General features: G+C 40.7%; 18 protein-coding genes. 10 read left to right on the forward strand and 8 right to left on the reverse strand.

The genetic code is table 11. The annotated features are described in order from the left end of the window. The 3 genes from HDC92_RS23025 to HDC92_RS23035 form a co-directional block, all read left to right on the forward strand. Positions 1-862 (forward strand): gliding motility-associated C-terminal domain-containing protein (locus HDC92_RS23025; protein WP_183877269.1); only part of this gene is annotated, 862 nt, incomplete at its 5' end. A 20-nt stretch (positions 863-882) separates the two neighbouring features. Beyond that, a complete protein-coding gene (locus tag HDC92_RS23030) occupies positions 883-1,851 on the forward strand; it encodes a type IX secretion system membrane protein PorP/SprF (protein ID WP_183877270.1) in 969 nt (322 codons plus the stop codon). 57 nt (positions 1,852-1,908) lie between these two features. Then, complete coding sequence (locus HDC92_RS23035; RefSeq protein ID WP_183877271.1) at positions 1,909-3,843, forward strand: OmpA family protein; 1,935 nt, start codon at positions 1,909-1,911, stop codon at positions 3,841-3,843. A gap of 392 nt (positions 3,844-4,235) precedes the next feature. On the opposite strand, the gene HDC92_RS23040 is transcribed toward HDC92_RS23035, so the two are convergent. Then, a complete protein-coding gene (locus tag HDC92_RS23040) occupies positions 4,236-5,612 on the reverse strand; it encodes a hypothetical protein (protein ID WP_183877272.1) in 1,377 nt (458 codons plus the stop codon). A gap of 2 nt (positions 5,613-5,614) precedes the next feature. Then, on the reverse strand, positions 5,615-6,724 hold the full coding sequence (locus tag HDC92_RS23045) for a hypothetical protein (RefSeq protein WP_183877273.1): 1,110 nt from the start codon (positions 6,722-6,724) through the stop codon (positions 5,615-5,617). A 164-nt stretch (positions 6,725-6,888) separates the two neighbouring features. On the opposite strand from HDC92_RS23045, the gene HDC92_RS23050 reads away from it, so the two are divergent. Both HDC92_RS23050 and HDC92_RS23055 read left to right on the forward strand, forming a co-directional pair. Then, positions 6,889-8,826: a sensor histidine kinase gene (locus HDC92_RS23050; RefSeq protein ID WP_183877274.1), complete on the forward strand. Its 1,938-nt coding sequence runs from the start codon at positions 6,889-6,891 to the stop codon at positions 8,824-8,826. A gap of 200 nt (positions 8,827-9,026) precedes the next feature. Beyond that, positions 9,027-10,820 carry a serine hydrolase domain-containing protein gene (locus HDC92_RS23055; RefSeq protein ID WP_183877275.1) on the forward strand — a complete coding sequence of 598 codons (1,794 nt, stop codon included), beginning with the start codon at positions 9,027-9,029 and terminating at the stop codon, positions 10,818-10,820. 69 nt (positions 10,821-10,889) lie between these two features. Here HDC92_RS23055 and HDC92_RS23060 read toward each other — a convergent pair whose 3' ends face one another. From HDC92_RS23060 to HDC92_RS23080, 5 genes are read right to left on the reverse strand one after another with little or no spacing between them, the layout of a single operon-like run. Next, on the reverse strand, positions 10,890-12,092 hold the full coding sequence (locus tag HDC92_RS23060) for a sensor histidine kinase (protein ID WP_183877276.1): 1,203 nt from the start codon (positions 12,090-12,092) through the stop codon (positions 10,890-10,892). Between the two features lie 3 nt (positions 12,093-12,095). After that, positions 12,096-13,103, reverse strand: coding sequence for an ATP-binding protein (locus tag HDC92_RS23065; RefSeq protein ID WP_183877277.1), 1,008 nt, complete (start codon positions 13,101-13,103; stop codon positions 12,096-12,098). Beyond that, positions 13,096-13,509, reverse strand: coding sequence for an anti-sigma regulatory factor (locus HDC92_RS23070; RefSeq protein ID WP_015807933.1), 414 nt, complete (start codon positions 13,507-13,509; stop codon positions 13,096-13,098). Before HDC92_RS23070 ends, HDC92_RS23065 begins: the two co-directional genes overlap by 8 nt. Further along, positions 13,490-13,870 (reverse strand): STAS domain-containing protein, encoded by a 381-nt coding sequence (locus HDC92_RS23075; protein WP_238326465.1) that lies wholly within the window; start codon positions 13,868-13,870, stop codon positions 13,490-13,492. The genes HDC92_RS23070 and HDC92_RS23075 overlap by 20 nt, the downstream gene beginning before the upstream one ends. Before the next feature lie 35 nt (positions 13,871-13,905). Beyond that, on the reverse strand, positions 13,906-14,703 hold the full coding sequence (locus HDC92_RS23080; protein WP_183877278.1) for an STAS domain-containing protein: 798 nt from the start codon (positions 14,701-14,703) through the stop codon (positions 13,906-13,908). 368 nt (positions 14,704-15,071) lie between these two features. Here HDC92_RS23080 and HDC92_RS23085 point away from each other — a divergent pair, with 368 nt between their 5' ends. Then, positions 15,072-15,434, forward strand: coding sequence for a response regulator (locus HDC92_RS23085; protein ID WP_015807936.1), 363 nt, complete (start codon positions 15,072-15,074; stop codon positions 15,432-15,434). Between the two features lie 9 nt (positions 15,435-15,443). Here the strand turns inward: HDC92_RS23085 and HDC92_RS23090 are convergent, their stop codons facing one another. Next, positions 15,444-16,298: an alpha/beta fold hydrolase gene (locus HDC92_RS23090; protein WP_183877279.1), complete on the reverse strand. Its 855-nt coding sequence runs from the start codon at positions 16,296-16,298 to the stop codon at positions 15,444-15,446. Between the two features lie 249 nt (positions 16,299-16,547). Here HDC92_RS23090 and HDC92_RS23095 point away from each other — a divergent pair, with 249 nt between their 5' ends. Genes HDC92_RS23095 through HDC92_RS23110 form a run of 4 tightly spaced genes read left to right on the forward strand, consistent with a single transcriptional unit; the run spans position 16,548 to position 18,302 of the window. Next, complete coding sequence (locus tag HDC92_RS23095; RefSeq protein ID WP_015807938.1) at positions 16,548-16,871, forward strand: ArsR/SmtB family transcription factor; 324 nt, start codon at positions 16,548-16,550, stop codon at positions 16,869-16,871. Between the two features lie 6 nt (positions 16,872-16,877). Then, positions 16,878-17,345: an SRPBCC domain-containing protein gene (locus tag HDC92_RS23100; RefSeq protein ID WP_183877280.1), complete on the forward strand. Its 468-nt coding sequence runs from the start codon at positions 16,878-16,880 to the stop codon at positions 17,343-17,345. Positions 17,346-17,351: 6 nt separating this feature from the next. Beyond that, complete coding sequence (locus HDC92_RS23105) at positions 17,352-17,726, forward strand: DoxX family protein (protein WP_015807940.1); 375 nt, start codon at positions 17,352-17,354, stop codon at positions 17,724-17,726. A gap of 9 nt (positions 17,727-17,735) precedes the next feature. Further along, on the forward strand, positions 17,736-18,302 hold the full coding sequence (locus tag HDC92_RS23110; protein ID WP_015807941.1) for a DUF4256 domain-containing protein: 567 nt from the start codon (positions 17,736-17,738) through the stop codon (positions 18,300-18,302). Positions 18,303-18,365: the final 63 nt, after the last annotated feature.

The following is an 18,365-nucleotide window of genomic DNA, read 5'->3' on the forward strand; positions in this document are numbered from 1 at the left end:
GAACATCAACGATGCGCTGACGGGCAGTACGGCCCTGGCACTAAGCCCTGCGGTACTGGCCCCCGGCGCATCGGGCACGGCGACAGCCAGCTATATAATCAAACAGTCTGACCTTGATGCTGGCGCGGTGAGCAATACGGCCACGGTGACTGGCACGGCCCCTGATGGCGGTACGGTGAGCGATGTTTCGGGTACGGCCCAGACCAATGATATGCCAACTTTTACACAAATATCATCTATTCCGTCTATAACTCTGGTTAAAACGGCGGTTGTATCGCCAGATGGAAATTCAGTGAGCTATAACTTTGTGTTTACAAATACAGGCAACATTACGCTACACAATGTTTCTTTGACCGATACCAAACTAGGTATTAGCGGCAGGGCAATTACAGCTACGCTTGCTCCAGGACAAAGTACCTCGGTAAAAGTTTTGTATACCGCAACTCCGGCAGATAAAACAGCCAATCTGGTTACCAATACTGCCAGGGCGGACGCGGTTGCAGCTGGAGGGGCTACAGTGAGTGATGTATCGGGTACAGCCCAGGACAATGATAACCCTACCGTAATAGTGCTCTTTGATGGTGAAGTTCTCAATATTCCAACCTTATTTACACCCAACGGAGATGGGCGCAATGACCGGTTCGAAATCAGGGGCTTAGATCAGTATTTACAAAATAATCTGATCATTGTAAACCGCTGGGGAAATGAAGTCTACAAACAAACTGACTATAAGAACGATTGGTTGGGCGAAGGGCTCAATGAAGGCACCTATTATTATGTACTCAGGGTGAAAAAAAATACAACATCGAACTGGCTGACCTATAAGGGATATATCACCTTGTTAAGAACATCAAACCAATAGTGCATTTAAAAATTAATCCTATGAAAAAGCAATTCATCCTATTAGCTGCATTATTCACTTCTATAAGCCAATTGGTTTTTGGACAACAGGATGCCCAGTTCAGTCAATATTTATTCAATGGCATATATATAAATCCGGCTTATGCCGGCTATAAAGAGGTCTTAAATGTGCATAGTTTTTATCGCAGTCAGTGGACAGGAATAACAGGTGCGCCTAAGACAGCCAGCATTGCCGTAGATGCCATTGCCAATGACGGAAATGTAGGCCTTGCCTTGCAAGCCCTGAACGACAGGCTTGGCGCACAGCAGAATAACGCAGTTTACCTAAGTTATGCCTACCGGATCCGCTTTAATGCTGAGGGCAGCTCCAGGCTCGCTTTTGGTCTAAGCGGAGGAATGGCTCAATATGGAATCGATGCGGACAAGCTCTCCACAAATGATCCGGAGTCCAGCTTTAATGCCTCCAGGAACCTCATTGTTCCCAATGCTGCTTTTGGGGTTTACTTTGCAAATGACAAATATTTTGCGGGAATTTCAGCAGATAACCTGATCGCCTCCCAGTACAATGATGAAAAATTTAGGAACCTGGCTAAACCCCAGATCCATGCCTATCTGACGGCTGGCATGCTTGTTCCCCTTACTACGAATATTAAACTCAAGCCCTCTTTCCTGTTGAAAGAAGACTTCGCCGGCCCCACGAATCTGGACCTTAATGCTTTCATTCTTTTCGGGGAAAGCCTGTGGCTGGGCGGGTCCTACCGGACCGGGGTGAAGTTATGGGATAAACCACATTTACAGAGAAATTTGAGCAACAGTGATGCACTAGTTGCCGCAATAGAGGTTTTTCCTCAAAGCAATATCCGCCTTGGGTATGCCTATGATTTTTCTGTAGGCCCTTTACAGGGGTATAGTGGTGGAAGCCACGAATTCTCATTGGCTTATTATTTTGGCAGGACGCGCCTTAGAATGGCAACACAAAGGGTATTTTAATTTTAGCGCAAAATCAAATGAAATAATCATGAGTTACACTCACAAAAATATTCTCAAATGAAAAACTACATCATAATTGTTGCCTGTTGTTTAATTGCCCTTACAGCTAAGGGGCAGGCCGTACGCAAGGAAGCTGACAAGCAATTCGAGCTTTATAATTTTACAAAGGCGGTTACTTTATACATGGAGGCTTATAAACGGAACCCTACAACATACATCACTGAGCGTCTAGCAGAAAGTTACCGGAAAACTTTTAACTACGCAGCAGCAGAAAAATGGTATAGCAGGGCAGATAGCATGCCCGATGCTGCTACCAAAACTACCCTTGCTTATGGTTTAATGCTGCAGGCAAATGGAAAATACGATCTTGCCAAATCCGCTTTTCGCAGATATCAGATCAAGGGCGACAGTTCAGTAAATGACCAGCAGATTGAACGGCTTATTTCTTCCTGTGATTCGGCTAAAGCATGGACGGCCAGCCCCGTTAATGTCAAAATTGAAAACCAAGCCCGGCTTAATTCGCAAAAAGCAGACTGGGGACCAGTTGCCTATAAAAACGGATTGGTGTTCACATCAGATCGCAGCTGGCCTCAAAGTCCGGGATCATCCGTACAAAAGCACAGGCCCTTTCTTCGTTTTGATGGCAGATTGATCAAACCCGATGATAAGATTTACCTGTGGACAGGCAATAATTACAACCACCTCTATTTTAGTGCAGGAGATAGCCTGAGTATTTTTCCTATTGATCCAGGGACCAATTACCACCTGGGCACCGCAACTTTTAACCAGGCCGGTAATGAAATGTTCTTTACCCTCACCCGGATTCCGGAAAGCATTAAACCCTATGAAAAAATCAGCACCATCAACGTAGAGATTTACAGCAGCCGTTTAAATAGTTTGGGTGTTTGGGAAAAGCCTGTTCCCTTACCAATTAATAATGTAGGATCTTACTCTGTAAGCGATCCGTTTCTGACAGGCGACACCTTATATTTCTCTTCCAATATGCCCGGGGGGAAGGGCGGTACAGATCTTTATTACATAGTCCGCAATGCTGATAATGCCTGGGGACAGGTTCAAAACATAGCCACTCTGAATACCCCGGGCAATGAACGCAGCCCGGTTATGGCATCAAACGGAGACTTTTACTTTGCCAGTGATGGCTATATCGGAATGGGTGGCCTGGATATTTTTAAAGTCTCAAATTTAAACAGTACACCCAATATTATAAACTTTAAATACCCGGTAAATACCTCAAGGGACGATTTTGCAATTTCCCTGTCAAATGTACCCGGCAGCTACCTCTTCTCCTCCAACCGGGAGGGGGGAAATGGGGCAGACGATATTTACAGTTTGTTTATTCCCCGCCCAATTGACGAAAATGTAATTTTGACGGGTGTTGTATATGATCAGGAAACCAAAATACCGATTGCAGGCGCGAAAGTAACACTTGAACTAATTAATGGAAAATCACAGGATTTGCTTACGGATGCCAAAGGATTTTATCAGTTCAAGGTAGCGAAAAATAGCAGCTACAAACTAACGGGTTCTAAACCCAATTACATACAGGCAATTGAACAGGTAAAAACAGACACTGCGAGAAGATATATTCAAGACCTTTACTTGCATTTCTTTACAGACCAGGCTATTGTTTTGCCAAATATTCATTATGATTTTGATAAACACAATATTCGTCCTGATGCGGCTGTACAACTCGATAAAGTATTGGTGTTGCTAAACAAGTATCCCAACCTCAAACTGGAACTGAGTTCCCATACCGATAGCAGGGGTTCTGATGTTTACAATCAGTGGCTCTCGCAGAAAAGAGCAGAAAGCGCTGTTGCGTATCTTGTAGGGAAGGGAATAGCAAGAGACCGAATCACCGCGCATGGATATGGCGAGACAAGGTTGCTAAACCGCTGCGCTAACGGAGTTGCCTGTTCGAAAGAAGAACATCAGGCAAATAGGAGGACAGAGATTAAAAAAGCAAATTGATGGGAGAAATTTCCGAATAAAATATGTGTTCACTTTCTATTTGATCAAGTTAAAATTTTTTATATTTACATATAGCATTTGCAGCTAAAACATATTGCAAAAAAGGTGCGTTATTCGGGGAGTCGAAATACAAAACCACTCTAAATACTGTTTAAACGCTGATTTTTGGACTAGGTTCGAATACCAGCGGGATCACAAGATTCAATATCAAAATTATACAAAACCCTGCAAATCAAATGATTGCAGGGTTTTTGTTTTTAGGGAAAAAACTAAAATATGCACCAATTCTCATGAATCCCTGCTCAGTTCCTGGTCACTCTGCGCTTTGCAAGGCACAAAATATAGCGTAAAGAAAAGGACGAAGATGGATTGTATTTTTCTCATTGTTAAAATCAAATCTTATGAAAATGAAGAACCGCTTCTATTTTGTTTTTATCATAGTTACAGTCATACAAACTCATATAACTTTCCCATGGCCTGTCACCGTATCTGCGGGAATAGAACCGTATAAAATATTTACTTTCACTTCCCGATGACGATTTCCTTACCAATACATTTTCAGTAAAGCTATACTCGCTTTGACTTTTAAATTGTTTGGTTTTTATCAGGTTATTATAATAATCATAACCTGAAGTAGTTGAAGATTGTATCGTAACATAAGATTTTCCGTCTGCTGTGTAGATGGTGGCTGAATTCAAACTATTACCATAGGTGCCGCTGCCTGATGCCCAGGTGCCTATCAGTTGTTGTTTATAATTTATACTTTTTTCGCCCAGTCCTTTTATTCTCAGGTTAAATAATAAAAAGTGTAAAGCCATTTCTACCTCACCACCTAAAATGTTATCCGTAGAATTAATAATGGCTACTTTATCGCCAGCTTGTACAAGCAATACAGTTGCTTTGATCACATCATACCCACCTTTTTTCTTTATGCTATTGGACATCATATAATAATTCAATCCCTGGCAGGTCGTCCCTTTTTCGCACTCAGCTTCTGTAAATACTGTGATACCTGGAATCCGTGTTTCCCAGCCATCAAACACCTCGAAAAAAATATGCGACATATCATTTTCTAAATTACCCGATGATTTTATCATACTCATAAACTCAATAATTCTTTTTCCTGTAGTGGTGTTTTTCTCTAACATTAAACTATTTCCACCTGCATTTAAACTCCAGGTGGGCGGAACAGTAATGGAATACAGATTTTTATTTCCTGAACCGGTTGTAGCAGTTGTGGGAGAAACTGCGTTTGTGTTGTTGTTCTGTGCAGTTGCCGTTTCGTTCAGGTCGAGGCTTTTTATAAAATCCAGTATCTGGTTTTGATATTTATCGGTATTGGTCATGATTACTACGTTCGCCATTTTGTCGTTGCCTGTAGCGGTTATCAACGTTACTAATCCTTTATTGGCGCCATCGGCATAGCTGGCTTGTCCCGACAAAACGCTCCATCCTTTTTCAGTAGCAGGGTCTTGCAGGGTTGGTTCTCCAGAAACAGACATGGTACCTTTTACCAGTTTTTCCCAGCTGGTAGTAAAGTTTTCGTTTGCCGGTGCCTCCGTCGCTGCCGAACGTAAAATAATAGCAGCTGCATAACTTCCTTTACCATCGTTTTTGGTGGACAGTTGAATGCCATTTGCCATTTCTGTTTTATCCCAACCGTTGGGCATGGTATAGTTTAATACATCAAAAGTCTGCTTTTGGGCAAAACCAGTATAACTTAGCATCAATAGCAGGTTAAACAGGAGAATGTTTTTTATAGGTTTCATCTTTAATGAAGTAAATAGTTATACCCGCTTTTATTATTTGAATTGTTGCCATCGGTAAAACCAGCTCCGGTTATTTGAATATTGAACTTGTAAAGTACATTTTTGGGCAAGGTGGAAAAATTAGCGCCTCCAGCTACTCTCGCATCATAGAAAAGTTCTTTTACGTTCCCTGGCGTAAATGGGATTCCATCTGCGTTCACAGTATCCCCCCCAGTGGCCTGCCCGCAACAGGCGGTTTCCAGAAAAGTACTAGGGTTATTATCTGTATCTTCAACTCTGCTTTGTAAGCTTAGTGAGGCCGTTGATGGAATAGCTGTTTCACCAATATTTTTTAAGGTGTAATAAATCCTAACGAATGATGCTGTATCCACCGGGCTCTTTTCTATTTTGGTAATGGTAACTTCTATATCTGCCGGAGCTGGTGGTGGCGGTGGAATGGTAAACGACGATTGTATCACATTATTTGTAAAATTCAATTCAGAAAACTGCTGCCCAACCCATGTTTCGGAAGTAGTGCCAACATTTGATTTCATTCCATTTACACAAAGTTCAAATGTGTATGCATTGCCCACCATGATACCATTAGTGCCAAATGTATTTCTGCTATTCATAGATTCTCCGGGATTTAGCAATTGATTTATTTCTGTTGTTAGGCTGGTAGAATTGCCACCTCCTGCGGGAGCACCATTTATGTAGCTTTGTACGGATAGTAAACCTTTTTTTACAGCGGCAGTGCCAACATTTTTTAAGGTATAATTTACGGCATAAGTATTACCTGTATTGGGAGAAAAGCTAATATTTGTAATAACCATGTCTGGAAGGGCCGTTGGTGTAGTGGTCGAATTCGTTGTAGTAGTGGGCTGATTTGGAGTTTGTGTTGTGGTTGATGGCGGTGTGTATAACATGCCTGTTGCCGTTTGCTGCGGTGGAACCATTGAAACATTTGTAGCTGGTGTAGTATTCGTTTGCTGCGGTGTCGGCACAACGATTTGTCCTTTAACCTTAGCGTTAATAACCGGTTTAACCAATTTACCAGAATCAATTTTTTTTACTTGTGCATTGCTGCTTATTGCACCTGCAATGAATAAGAATAAGATGAGTATTTTTTTCATGGATTTTAGATTTTATGATGTAAAATTAGATTGAACAACAAGACCGAACAATCATTAAAAAAGATGATTTTTATATTTGAATACTTAAAAAATCATTAAAAAAGAGGATCGGAAATATGATTTTACACTATTTAATTTGCAGGCAGGAAAATGTAAATTAGGGTATGAAGAAATTAGTGCTGGTATTTTTAATTGGTTTAATAGGTTTTGCCAATCGGGCACAAACGGTCATAAATAAAGACAGTTTGCTAAGATTATTGCCTAAAGCAAAAGAAGACTCTGCTAAAGTTTTATTGTATTTAGAGGTAGGCAATGTCTATGAGCTAAACAATCCACAAATGGCTGCAAAATATTATCGTCTTGCCGGCCAATTGAGCAAAAAACTAAATTACAAAAGGGGTATTGTTAAATATATCTCCAACTATACTGCTTTATTGGATCAAAAAGCCCAGTTTGATAGTTCGTTACTATTAAATAAACAAGCCATTGAATTAGCAAAATCTTTAAATGATAAACTGGCATTGGCTAAATGCTACGCCAATACAGGAAACGTGTATCAATATTTAAATGATGGAGAAAATGCTTTGCAGTATTACGAAACTGCTAAAAAATGTTTTGAAGAAATTGGAAACAAACAATTGGTAGCCCGTATTTGCGATGTTATGCAAAATTGCTATCGAAAATTGAACCAAATTGAAAAGGCATTGCAATTAGGAAGAGAAGCTGTAAGTATTTTACGAAAGGAAGATGACGCAATTGCTTTGGGTATGGCATTAACCAACCTGGGCAATAACTATGAAACAGTACAATCTGACAGTGCTTTTGCCTGTTATAACGAAGCCTTGACTATTTTTAAAAAACAAAATCATAGCCGGGGTGTAGAATCTAATCTTTTAAATATAGGCAATATTTATTTGCACCGCTACAATGCTGATGGTATGAAACCATATTATGAAAAAGGATTGGCATTAGCTCAACAACTTGAAGACCCCGAAGGCGAAACCATTGCCAATAGAGGAATGGCGCACTATTTTTTGTATAAAAAGAATTTTGGAGAAGCTATAAAATCAATCAACAAAGCATTATTCATTAGTGATAGCCTTGATTTGAAATACGAACACCAAAAAAATTTAAAATCACTTTCTGCAATATTGTATGCAACCAATGATATTATAGGTGCCGAAAAAGCATTAGATAGTGCGGGATTTATTGAAGATCAATTGAATGGCGATGAAGTAACCTTAAAGACTTTAGCAATTTCTAAAAAATTTGAAACAGAAAAAAAAGAAGCTCAAATAAAATTACAGGCAGCAGAAATTCGACAAAAAAGCATTCTTAATTATTTTTTAATAGCCGGAGCCGTCGCTTTTTTAGCAATTTCTTTACTCACCTATCGCAACTACAAGCACCGCCAAAAATTGCAACAGGCAAAGATTGATGAATTAGAAACCGAAAAACAATTGACCGCCACTGAAGCTGTATTGAAGGGCGAAGAACAGGAACGTACCCGGTTGGCCAAAGACCTGCACGATGGGCTTGGTGGGATGCTGAGCGGAATAAAATTTTCATTAGGTAGCATAAAGGAAAACCTAATCATGACCCCAGATAATGCGCATGCCTTTGAGCGTAGCATTGATATGCTGGATAGTTCCATTAAGGAAATGCGTAGGGTTGCGCACAACATGATGCCTGAAATACTGGTAAATTATGGACTGGACACTGCATTGAAGGAACTTTGCACAGAGATGGACAAAAGTGGTGTGCTGCATGTAAGTTACCAATCGGTAGGGATGCATCAAACAGAAATCCCACAAACAACCTCCGTTACCATTTATCGGATTATACAAGAACTATTGAACAATATCGTTAAACATGCCAATGCAAAAAATGTGTTGGTGCAACTCCATCAATCAGCACAGGAAAAATTATTAGCCGTTACCGTAGAAGATGATGGAAATGGATTTGATACCGAGCAGTTGAAACAACCTGCTGGAATGGGCTGGCATAATATTAAAAACCGCGTTGAGTTTTTAAAGGGTAAAATAGATCTGCAATCTGCTCCTGGTAAGGGAACTTCTATCATGATAGAAATTAATATATAAGTAATGAAAATAGGCATTTTTGTAGTAGATGATCATGCAGCAATAGCCGAAAAACTTTTCATCAGCATTCCAACGGTAAATACACACCGAAAAAGGGCTAAAACGCAGCGATGATACCAATCAAGTTATGTGGATTTTAAAAAAATAAGACACTTAACCCGCATATTAACTACCTTTAAGTGCTAAAACAACCTATTTAAATGAAACTATCCGCTACAAAATTGCTTTTACTGCTCCTCATCTTCGTTACAACTGAAAATGCAGGATATGGTCAAACAAAAATACATGTATCCACAACCGCTACTACTCCGGTTTATCTGTTCAACAACCAAGCAAAAACAATCCCGCTCAAAGGGCTTGCTACCAAGAAGATAGCCAGCATCAATATGGGTTCTGCGTATGCGTTGGTTTTTGATAGTTTGCTGAGTAAATATGCTTCAATTAAAAGTTTTGAAAGTTCGTTATATAAAACGGATTCGCTACATCTGGATAATCTCATGGGCGATCACCTTAAATTTTATACTACGCTTATTATTCAGTTAACTGCGCAATCACTAAACGATCCTGAGGTTATTCAATTTATTACTGAAAATCAGAAAAGAAAAGAATTGATTATTGCAGGTTTTGGAGAACTTAGCTTGCTCAAAAAGCTTGACTTTTTTACTGGCCCGGTGATATGGAATACAGCCGTTAATGCTATAGGAACTGAACAATCGGCACAGTTGATCTTTGGTGGCATTGCAGCAAAAGGAACATTAAAACAAACGGTTAGTGCTAAATACAAAGTTGGTGCTGGCTATGCAACCGAAAAAACCCGTTTAAGATATTCAACTCCCGAAAGTGTTGGGATCAGGTCGGCAGATTTAGACAGTATTGATATGATTGCGGCAGAAGCAATTCGTGAAAAAGCTACCCCAAGTGCAGTGGTATTGGTGATAAAAGATGGGAATGTAATTTTTAATAAAGCTTATGGATCACATACCTACGATGGAACGATGCCAACTAAATTGACAGATATTTACGATCTGGCATCGGTTACAAAGGTTTCTGCAACAACCATGTCGGCTATGAAATTGTATGACCAGAAAAAGATTGCACTGGATAAAACGATAGGCGATTACATTCCGAATGCAAGGCAATCAAATAAGAGTGACATCAAAATCCGCGAGCTACTTACTCATCAATCGGGTGTTACAGCGGTTTCATTTTATCTCAACCTTAAACCCGAAGACCATAGTGCCGACTCTTCGAAAGCATATCCTGTTAAGGTTGCTGATGGCTATTACTTTAAACCCGGTTATTTTCAGGAGATGTTTTGGCCAGCTTTCCTTCGGGCGCCACTGAAGAACCGTGGTGAATACCTGTATACAGACATGAATATGTACGTGATGAAGGAAATTGTAGAGTGGCAGTCGGGCACACCGATAGACAACTATGTACAGAATCAGTTTTATAAGCCGCTTGGCATGTATACTGCAGGATTTTTACCAAGAAACCGTTTTGAAAAAGAACAGATCATACCTACAGAAGAGGAAGGTAATTTCCGCAAATCTTTACTGCATGGCTATGTACACGACCCTGGTGCATCACTAATGGGAGGTATTTCGGGTCATGCAGGGTTATTTGCCAGTGCCAATGATCTTGGGATCTTATACCAGATGATGCTTAACAAAGGTACTTATGGTGGCGAGCGATACCTTAAATCAGAAACCGTATCGTTATTTACCTCTAAGCAATCGGCAACGAGTAGGAGAGCCTTAGGATTTGATATGTCTAACCCTGATACCACCAAGGCCTATCCTTCAAAATTAACTACACCCGGAACATATGGTCATACAGGCTTTACCGGTATCTGCGTTTGGGTTGACCCTAAAAATAATTTGATTTATGTATTCCTCTCTAACCGTGTGCATCCAAAAATAACAGAGAAGCTTTACCAGTTAAATATTAGAAGTAGGATACAGGATGTGATTTACAGGGCTTTGCCGAAGTAATACCACGCTTTATGTGTTTTTGGTGATAGAACGATTGCACCTGTGTTTTTGTCCCTGTGGTTGAATGGATTAGTTTTTGGCTGGCGTAAACAGGGGAATTGTGAAATGGAAGGCTGAGCCTTTTCCTTGTTCACTTTCAACCCAAATCTTTCCGCCGTGGTCATTGATGATTTTTGAGGTGATGTACAGCCCCATCCCAAGTCCAGGGTGGCTGTCTGTGATTTCTTTGTTCCGGTAGAATTTCTCAAATATACGTTCCATATTTTCTGCGGACATGCCTATTCCCTTATCAATGACAGCAATTATGATCTGTTCTTGGGCAACAGTGCCTGTAATTTTGATGGCTGAGTTTGGTGCGGAATACTTGGATGCATTTCCGATCAGATTGGTGAGTACCTGCTCCATGCGCAGTTTGTCGAGATTGACTTCAGTTTCCTCACAATTGCTCCACTCCAGTTCATTTCCTGGATAAACATGTTTAAGTACAGATAGGACCTCACCTACAAATTGATTAATTTTAGTTGATTCAAAGTTGTATTGTAATTTGCCGTTCTCAACTTTGGAAACGTCCATGAGTTGATTGGCTAAATAGCTAAGTTTATTGGTTTGCCCGTTTAGCCTGTCTATGATTTCATTGGCTTTGTTGCTACATTCGGATCGCATCATTTTGAGCATTTGCGCATAGGCTTTGATGACGGTAATAGGGGTTTTGATTTCGTGACTGGCAATGGAGATGAATTCGTTTTTCTTTTCGTTAATTTCTCTTTCCCGTTTGATTTCTATTTCTTGTTCCCCGGTGATTTTATGGAGTACACTGTTTTTGTGTTTGATCTGTTCATAGGCATTGATGGGTTCTTCTTTTTCAAAAAATGCTTTGAGTAAATTGATTTTCAGTTGATCAAGTTTGAGGAATCGGGGAAGACCGATGCGCATGGTAATTAAATGATCTGTACCGGAGGTACTCATTTCAAATTCTGGAACAAGTTTTTGTGCGTAGTAAAACCCTTCATCCGATTTGGTTAATCTGGCTTCGCTGCTAAAGATAATTTGGGCCATTAGGTTGAAGCGGGGGATGGTGCCGTCTATATAAATGTTCAACAAACCGTTGTTGGTATAATCTATGACAGTTCGGGCAACTTCTGATACGGCGGTCGCAAAAGTGGTCTGTGTGGCGATGGTAAGTCCGAGTTTTTCGGCGGCTTTCATGGATTTTTCATGAGCCAATACCAGGTCCATTTCGTTTTCAAGCGATATCGTTATAATCTCAGTCATCTCTTAGTTGATTTTAATAATGATGATAGACATGTCATCTGTTCTGCGTGCCTGGTCTTTATAAAGCGCTGCGCAGAAAATTGCAGGGTCACATTTTTGGATCAGAGGATATTTATTCATTTCCCAGCGGGTTTTGATTCCATCTGAGCATAAGATCAACTGGTTGTATTCTTCACTGCTGTATTGCTGATCATTCATGCTGCCGGGTATGTTGTGCCCGACTATTCCGTTGTAGCTCATGTGATTTTTGCTGATACCTGGACCTAGCCATCTTGCGGCTATGTTTCCTATACCGGCAGAGGTCCAGCGTTTTGTTTTAAAATCGTAGCTGACAACGTTTGCCACCATGCCTCGCGTTTTTTTAATGGAATTGTGGATGAATCTTAAGGTCTCCGTTGGGCTGCTGTCGGGGAATACCCGAAATGAGGCTGCTGCTTCGTTAATGGCTTTATTGGCTTCAGGCCCATGACCAAGTCCGTCGCATAGCATCAGTTTGATTCCGTCTTTGGTTACTTTATAGGCGATGCCGTCACCGCTGGTGGTTTCTCCTGGTTTTGAAAGGACAAGCGGGTGGATGGTCACTGGTTCCTTTTTTTGTGGTTTGCCTTTGACGTAGATTCGGCTGAGTATGATCGTTCCCCATCCCACCTGGGAATAGATGTCGAAAGTATCAGATAAACGTTTAATGCTACCCAAACCATGCCCCATGGTGTTACTTGTGGATACTCCGTCGACCAGCATTCTGGATGGATTGTGCATTCCGGGACCTGAATCTATACAGATAAGTTCAATATAGGGAGCGTCTCCGTTTTGAAATGTGCCAAACAGGATTTCCCCACTTTCTCCGTATTTGAATAGGTTGCTCGTCAGTTCTGCTACAATAATGTCCAGTTCAGAAATCCGTAGTTTAGTTAGGCCTGCAGTTTCAGCAAGGCGGTGTATGTCTTTTTTGAGTAGAGAAAAATAGCTCCTGTCGTTTGCCGGGAAGCTGGTGTGTGTTGCATCAACCATTGGCCCATTTTAAAATCATCACTGTCGTTCCTTCTCCAACTTTACTTTTTAAATCAAATTCATTGACGAGGCGTTTAGCGCCTGGGAGACCAAGTCCCAGGCTTCTTCCTGTTGAGTAACCGTCTTTCATGGCGAGCGAAAGATCCGGAATGCCGGGGCCTTTATCGGTGAATGTAAGTCTGACGCCGTTATCTCTGCCTTTTGAAACAATTTCAATAAGGCAGAAGCCACCACCGCCATAACGCAACATGTTACGCAGAAGTTCGCTGGCAGCCGTAATCAATTTGGTTTGATTCACGAGTCCCATTTTGATCTTAATTGCGACTTCTTTTACGCGATTCCGCAATAACACCACATCCTGTTCTTTTACGACCTGGACGTTATCCTTACTCAGTGAGATAATCATCGTCCTCTTCTTCAGGTTCTTCTTCGGTGGTACCGATCATAGATTTAAGAAGATCCATGCCACGTTCCACATTCAATGCAGTGTGGACGCCTTTTAAGGGAAGTCCGAGTTCAATCAGTGTGATGGCCACAGCAGGTTGCATGCCGACCACTACGGTTTCAGCATCCATAATTTTTGACATACTTGCAATATTCCCGATGATGCGGCCCATGAAGGAGTCCACTATTGAAACAGCCGAAATATCAATTAAAACACCTCTTGCATTGGTTTTGCTAACCATTTGTACCAAGTCTGCTTCCAGGTTCAGCGCGAGCCGGTCGTACAGGTCTACTTGTATAGTAACCAGCAAGAAGTTTCCCATCCTAAGAATAGGAATTTTATCCATGGCGATGTATTTTAGTTTTTAATAATTGTTGTTCTTTTAACCTCCAGTTTGAGCACTTTGAAGGCATAAGCAAGGGCTGTTGCCAAACTTGCCTTGGTGATGATGTTGGATAGATCAATGCCAAGATGTACCACAGTTTGCGCGATTTCTGGTCGGATACCGCTAATGATGCATTCTGCGCCCATAAGTCTGGTTGCACTTACTGTTTTGATTAAATGTTGTGCAACTAACGAATCGACTGCAGGTACACCTGATATATCCAGGATGGCGATGCTTGAACCTGTTTCTACGATTTCCTGCAGGAGGTTCTCCATCACGATTTGTGTTCTGGAGCTGTCCAGCGTTCCGATGATGGGTAGGGCAAGTATGCCATCCCAAACGCGGATTACCGGTGTGGATATTTCAGCAATTTCATCTGTTTGTCTGAGGATTACTTCTTCACGGCCTTTAATGAATGTTTCAAATGTAATGATGCTGAGGTTGTCCATCACACGGCTGATCTTGCTGGATTCTTCAAACAGTACTTTAGGATCTGAGATCTCATTTTGTAAGATAGACAAAAGTGCATCTTTCAGGGAGAAAACAAATCGGCCCGTTTCTCTTGGACTGAATCCCTGTCTTGCCCTGGTAATGGCAATTCCACCAAGTATTTCAATTACAGGATTCCAATTGTCGCCGTCCAGATTTTCCATATCACTAGAGGTCAGATTATTAACTAATGAGGAAATGAGTTCTTCAGATTGACTCCTTAGGTCTTCATTGCTGATCAGATCTTCACGAAGGCCTTCATCTGCGAGTTGGTTTTTCATCCAAAGTTCAAGGATGTTTTTTTTTGTTTTTGTAGCAATTTGTGCAAGTTAAATGACATGTTGAATGACAGGTTAAGGTTTTAATCTAGACTCACCAGACGTGATAATTTATTAGACACGAAAGGTATGAATATGGTTTTGTAAAAGAAAATATTTGAAAAAATAAACAAACCTTTGTATTCTTTCCTTCAGATCCGTTGCATTTAACGATTCCTTCAAAACTTTTAATCCCTGACAGTGTTCTATCTGAAAACAACAGCAGGTATGGAAGCAAAGCAAAATAAGGGATGATGCCGAAAAGATTTTGTTATCCATGGTGAATACACACGGGATATGATATTATTAGATTATACAGATTGGAACTAATCATGGGAAAAGAGGTTTTTATTTTGGAAGACGATAAAGATATCGGCTTTATTTTAAATCATGTTTTATTTGAGCATGGGTATCAGGTAAGTGTTTATGAGAATTTATCGGATATCAGGCAGGGGCTTGATGACCACTTGCCAGACTTACTGCTGATGGATGTACGGTTGCCTGACGGAAATGGTCTGGATCTTTGCGCTGAACTGAAATCTGCTGAAGGGGATAGCCTACCGATTTTGATGATGTCGGCAGATTTGGATGTGCACCTTAATAGTATCTGTGTAGCTGATGAGTTTATCGCTAAGCCTTTCGATCTGAATGTGATATTAGGTAAGATTGAATTTCACCTTCGTAAAGCAGGATAAATAGTATGCTTACTTTCTTCTTCCTTTGTCAAGGAAACTTTCAAGCATTGGAATTACAAAGCGTGCTTCTTTAGAATTGGATTTTAGTGTTGTTATTTCTTCAATATACTCACCATGTACGCCTGGGATTATAGCAAGTTCTGAGTTGGTAATCTGTCTGTGCATTTCGATAGCATGCTCGGGTTGTATAACATCTTGGTCTGCGATGATGATAAAGGTAGGAGCTTTGATTGATTTGACCTGTTCGTCGGGTATATCCCTAAAATTAACCATTCTTTTTGCATCCTTATCATGCATTACCTGTAGGCCAGCAGGATTTGGAGAAACTTGTAAGTAAGCTTCTTTTAACTCTGCAGGCATATTAGATAGCTTTGCCTGTTTCATGAAATCCCAAAATTGTGCAGGCATTCCACTACGTTTGCAAAGTGCAGAACCTAAAATTATTTTGTTAACGATTTGAGGGTGACGAATGGCAATTTGAACACAGGTTGTCCCGCCGTTACTAAAGCCGAAGAAATCAGCTCTGTCAATATTTAAGTGTTTCAAAAGTGTCGCTACATCATCTGCGTCCTGCTCAAAAGATGCGTCCACTGGCCTGTCACCAGTTCTTCCGTGCGCCTGTAACTCTACGGCTATTAGTTTTCTATGTTTTGCAAGCATTGGGATGACTCTTCCAAATGTTGATTGGATCGTAGAGCCACCACCGTGCAGCAAAACAAGTGGCTCACCTTGTCCATAAATTTCATAATACATTTTAATTCCGTTGACTTCAGCATATCCCTTACTTTCTTTAGATTGTTTTACATTATTGCAGGATGATACTATCAGCAGTGCTACAACAGCATATACGATTGTCCTTTTCATCTTTATTGTTTTTTAGGTTAACAGGTCACATTTAATCAGGACACCAATTGTATCTGTGCTTAATGCAACCATATGATTGCAAATATATGCGCAACTATTTAATTGCGCAACTTATTTTAATATTTTTTATGATCACGTCTTGTCATTATTGAACAAAAAGCCGGATGGAATTCACCAGACAAAAAAATAATCAGATAAATTTGCGTAGTTAAATAGCTACGTTTATATTTGTAGTCAAATAGCTACATAATGAATTTAAGACGAGATGTATTTCAAGCCATAGCAGACCCAACAAGGAGGGCCATATTGCTGCTGGTTGCTTCGCAATCGCTTACGGCTGGTGCAATAGCCGCAAATTTTAACACGGCAAGACCAACCGTTTCCAGGCACCTGCAAATACTTACTGAATGCGAATTGCTTGAACAGGAGCAAAGCGGCAGGGAAATTTACTATTACATTAATGCAAAAAAAATGAAAGAAGTATCTGACTTTATCGAGCCATTTCGACAGATGTGGGACGAACGGTTCAATAAACTGGAAGCTATCATGAAAAATTACCAACCAAAAAAATAGCGCTGTATGGAACAAAAAACTAAAGTTAATGCCGAAGCGGGCAAGCAGGAAATTGTGATTACAAGGGAATTTGATTTGCCATTGGAATTGCTTTTTAAAGCATATGTAGAGGCCGAAATTGTTGAGCAATGGATGGGCACAAAAGTATTGCTGCTTGAGAATAAAAAACATGGAAGTTATGGCTTTGAAACCAGGGACCCTAAGGGAAATGTGGTATTTAAAGCCAATGGGGTAATTCATGAATTTGTTCCCGAACAGAAAATCACCCGGACATTTGAAATGGAGCATACAGCTTTTGATGTTCAGCTTGAATTTCTGGAATTTGAAGCACTGACTGAAGGCAGGAGTAAACTGAACATGCAGGTGATATACAGGTCGGTAGCACTTAGGGACCAGCAACTAAAATTGCCTTTTGCCATGGGTATCAATGTGGCACATAACCGGTTACAGGAAGTCGTAAACAATTTAAAATAAAGGATCATGACAAAGCGGAATAAAATTATCTATTGGATTGCTACCAGCTGGCTTGCGCTGGGCATGGTATCTACAGCAATTGTACAGCTGATGAAGACAAAAGAGGAGGTGGAAAGCTTTACCCGTTTGGGTTATCCGGCTTACCTGCTGACCGTGCTGGGAATATGGAAAATTTTGGGGGTTGTAGCTGTGCTTGTCCCAAAATTCCCTTTGGTAAAGGAATGGGCATATGCAGGCTTTTTCTTTGCCATGTCTGGTGCTGTAATTTCTCATCTGCTTGTTAAAGATGAGGCTAAAGAACTTTTCGGCCCCATGTTATTGCTGGTGCTGACTGTAGTGTCCTGGTATTTCAGGCCTGAGGATAGAAAAATATTTTCTTAATTTTAACAGATGAAAAACAATAAAAAAGAATTGTTGCCGCAACAGCGGGAAGAACTGCTCAAAACATTGAAAGCGCGTTTTGAAAAAAATATGAACCGTCATAAAGGTTTGGAATGGGCTAAAGTACAGGCTAAGCTGGAAGCCAGTACAGAAAAATTATGGTCGCTTGATGACATGGAAATAACCGGTGGTGAACCTGATGTAGTGGGTTATGATCAAAAAACGGACGAATATATTTTTTATGATTGTTCGGCAGAAAGCCCTAAAGGCCGCAGAAGCCTTTGTTACGACCAGCAGGCCTGGGCATCGAGGAAGGAGCATAAACCGGCAAATAGTGCGATGGATGTAGCGGCTGAAATGGGTATTGAGTTATTAACGGAAGAACAATACCGGGAGCTGCAGCAGTTTGGAAAGTTTGATACCAAGACCTCCAGCTGGATAACCACACCTGCAGCTATCAGAGCACTGGGCGGGGCTATTTTTGGCGATTATCGCTATGGTACTGTATTCATTTACCATAACGGTGCGGAATCATATTATGCAGCAAGGGGCTTCCGGGCTTCGCTAAGAGTTTGATTTTGCACAGAGTTAAAAAGAAGTCTGTGAATTCTGTTTAAAGATTTTATCTTTACGGTCCAC

This window comes from Pedobacter sp. AK017 (assembly GCF_014200825.1).
Taxonomy (GTDB): domain Bacteria; phylum Bacteroidota; class Bacteroidia; order Sphingobacteriales; family Sphingobacteriaceae; genus Pedobacter; species Pedobacter heparinus.

Coding starts and splice junctions, on each gene's coding strand:
- HDC92_RS23030 (WP_183877270.1), top strand. CDS start 883: ATGAAAAAGCAATTCATCCTATTAGCTGCATTATTCACTTCTATAAGC.
- HDC92_RS23035 (WP_183877271.1), top strand. CDS start 1,909: ATGAAAAACTACATCATAATTGTTGCCTGTTGTTTAATTGCCCTTACA.
- HDC92_RS23040 (WP_183877272.1), bottom strand. CDS start 5,612: ATGAAACCTATAAAAAACATTCTCCTGTTTAACCTGCTATTGATGCTA.
- HDC92_RS23045 (WP_183877273.1), bottom strand. CDS start 6,724: ATGAAAAAAATACTCATCTTATTCTTATTCATTGCAGGTGCAATAAGC.
- HDC92_RS23050 (WP_183877274.1), top strand. CDS start 6,889: ATGAAGAAATTAGTGCTGGTATTTTTAATTGGTTTAATAGGTTTTGCC.
- HDC92_RS23055 (WP_183877275.1), top strand. CDS start 9,027: ATGAAACTATCCGCTACAAAATTGCTTTTACTGCTCCTCATCTTCGTT.
- HDC92_RS23060 (WP_183877276.1), bottom strand. CDS start 12,092: ATGACTGAGATTATAACGATATCGCTTGAAAACGAAATGGACCTGGTA.
- HDC92_RS23065 (WP_183877277.1), bottom strand. CDS start 13,103: ATGGTTGATGCAACACACACCAGCTTCCCGGCAAACGACAGGAGCTAT.
- HDC92_RS23070 (WP_015807933.1), bottom strand. CDS start 13,509: ATGATTATCTCACTGAGTAAGGATAACGTCCAGGTCGTAAAAGAACAG.
- HDC92_RS23075 (WP_238326465.1), bottom strand. CDS start 13,870: ATGGGAAACTTCTTGCTGGTTACTATACAAGTAGACCTGTACGACCGG.
- HDC92_RS23080 (WP_183877278.1), bottom strand. CDS start 14,703: ATGAAAAACCAACTCGCAGATGAAGGCCTTCGTGAAGATCTGATCAGC.
- HDC92_RS23085 (WP_015807936.1), top strand. CDS start 15,072: ATGGGAAAAGAGGTTTTTATTTTGGAAGACGATAAAGATATCGGCTTT.
- HDC92_RS23090 (WP_183877279.1), bottom strand. CDS start 16,298: ATGAAAAGGACAATCGTATATGCTGTTGTAGCACTGCTGATAGTATCA.
- HDC92_RS23095 (WP_015807938.1), top strand. CDS start 16,548: ATGAATTTAAGACGAGATGTATTTCAAGCCATAGCAGACCCAACAAGG.
- HDC92_RS23100 (WP_183877280.1), top strand. CDS start 16,878: ATGGAACAAAAAACTAAAGTTAATGCCGAAGCGGGCAAGCAGGAAATT.
- HDC92_RS23105 (WP_015807940.1), top strand. CDS start 17,352: ATGACAAAGCGGAATAAAATTATCTATTGGATTGCTACCAGCTGGCTT.
- HDC92_RS23110 (WP_015807941.1), top strand. CDS start 17,736: ATGAAAAACAATAAAAAAGAATTGTTGCCGCAACAGCGGGAAGAACTG.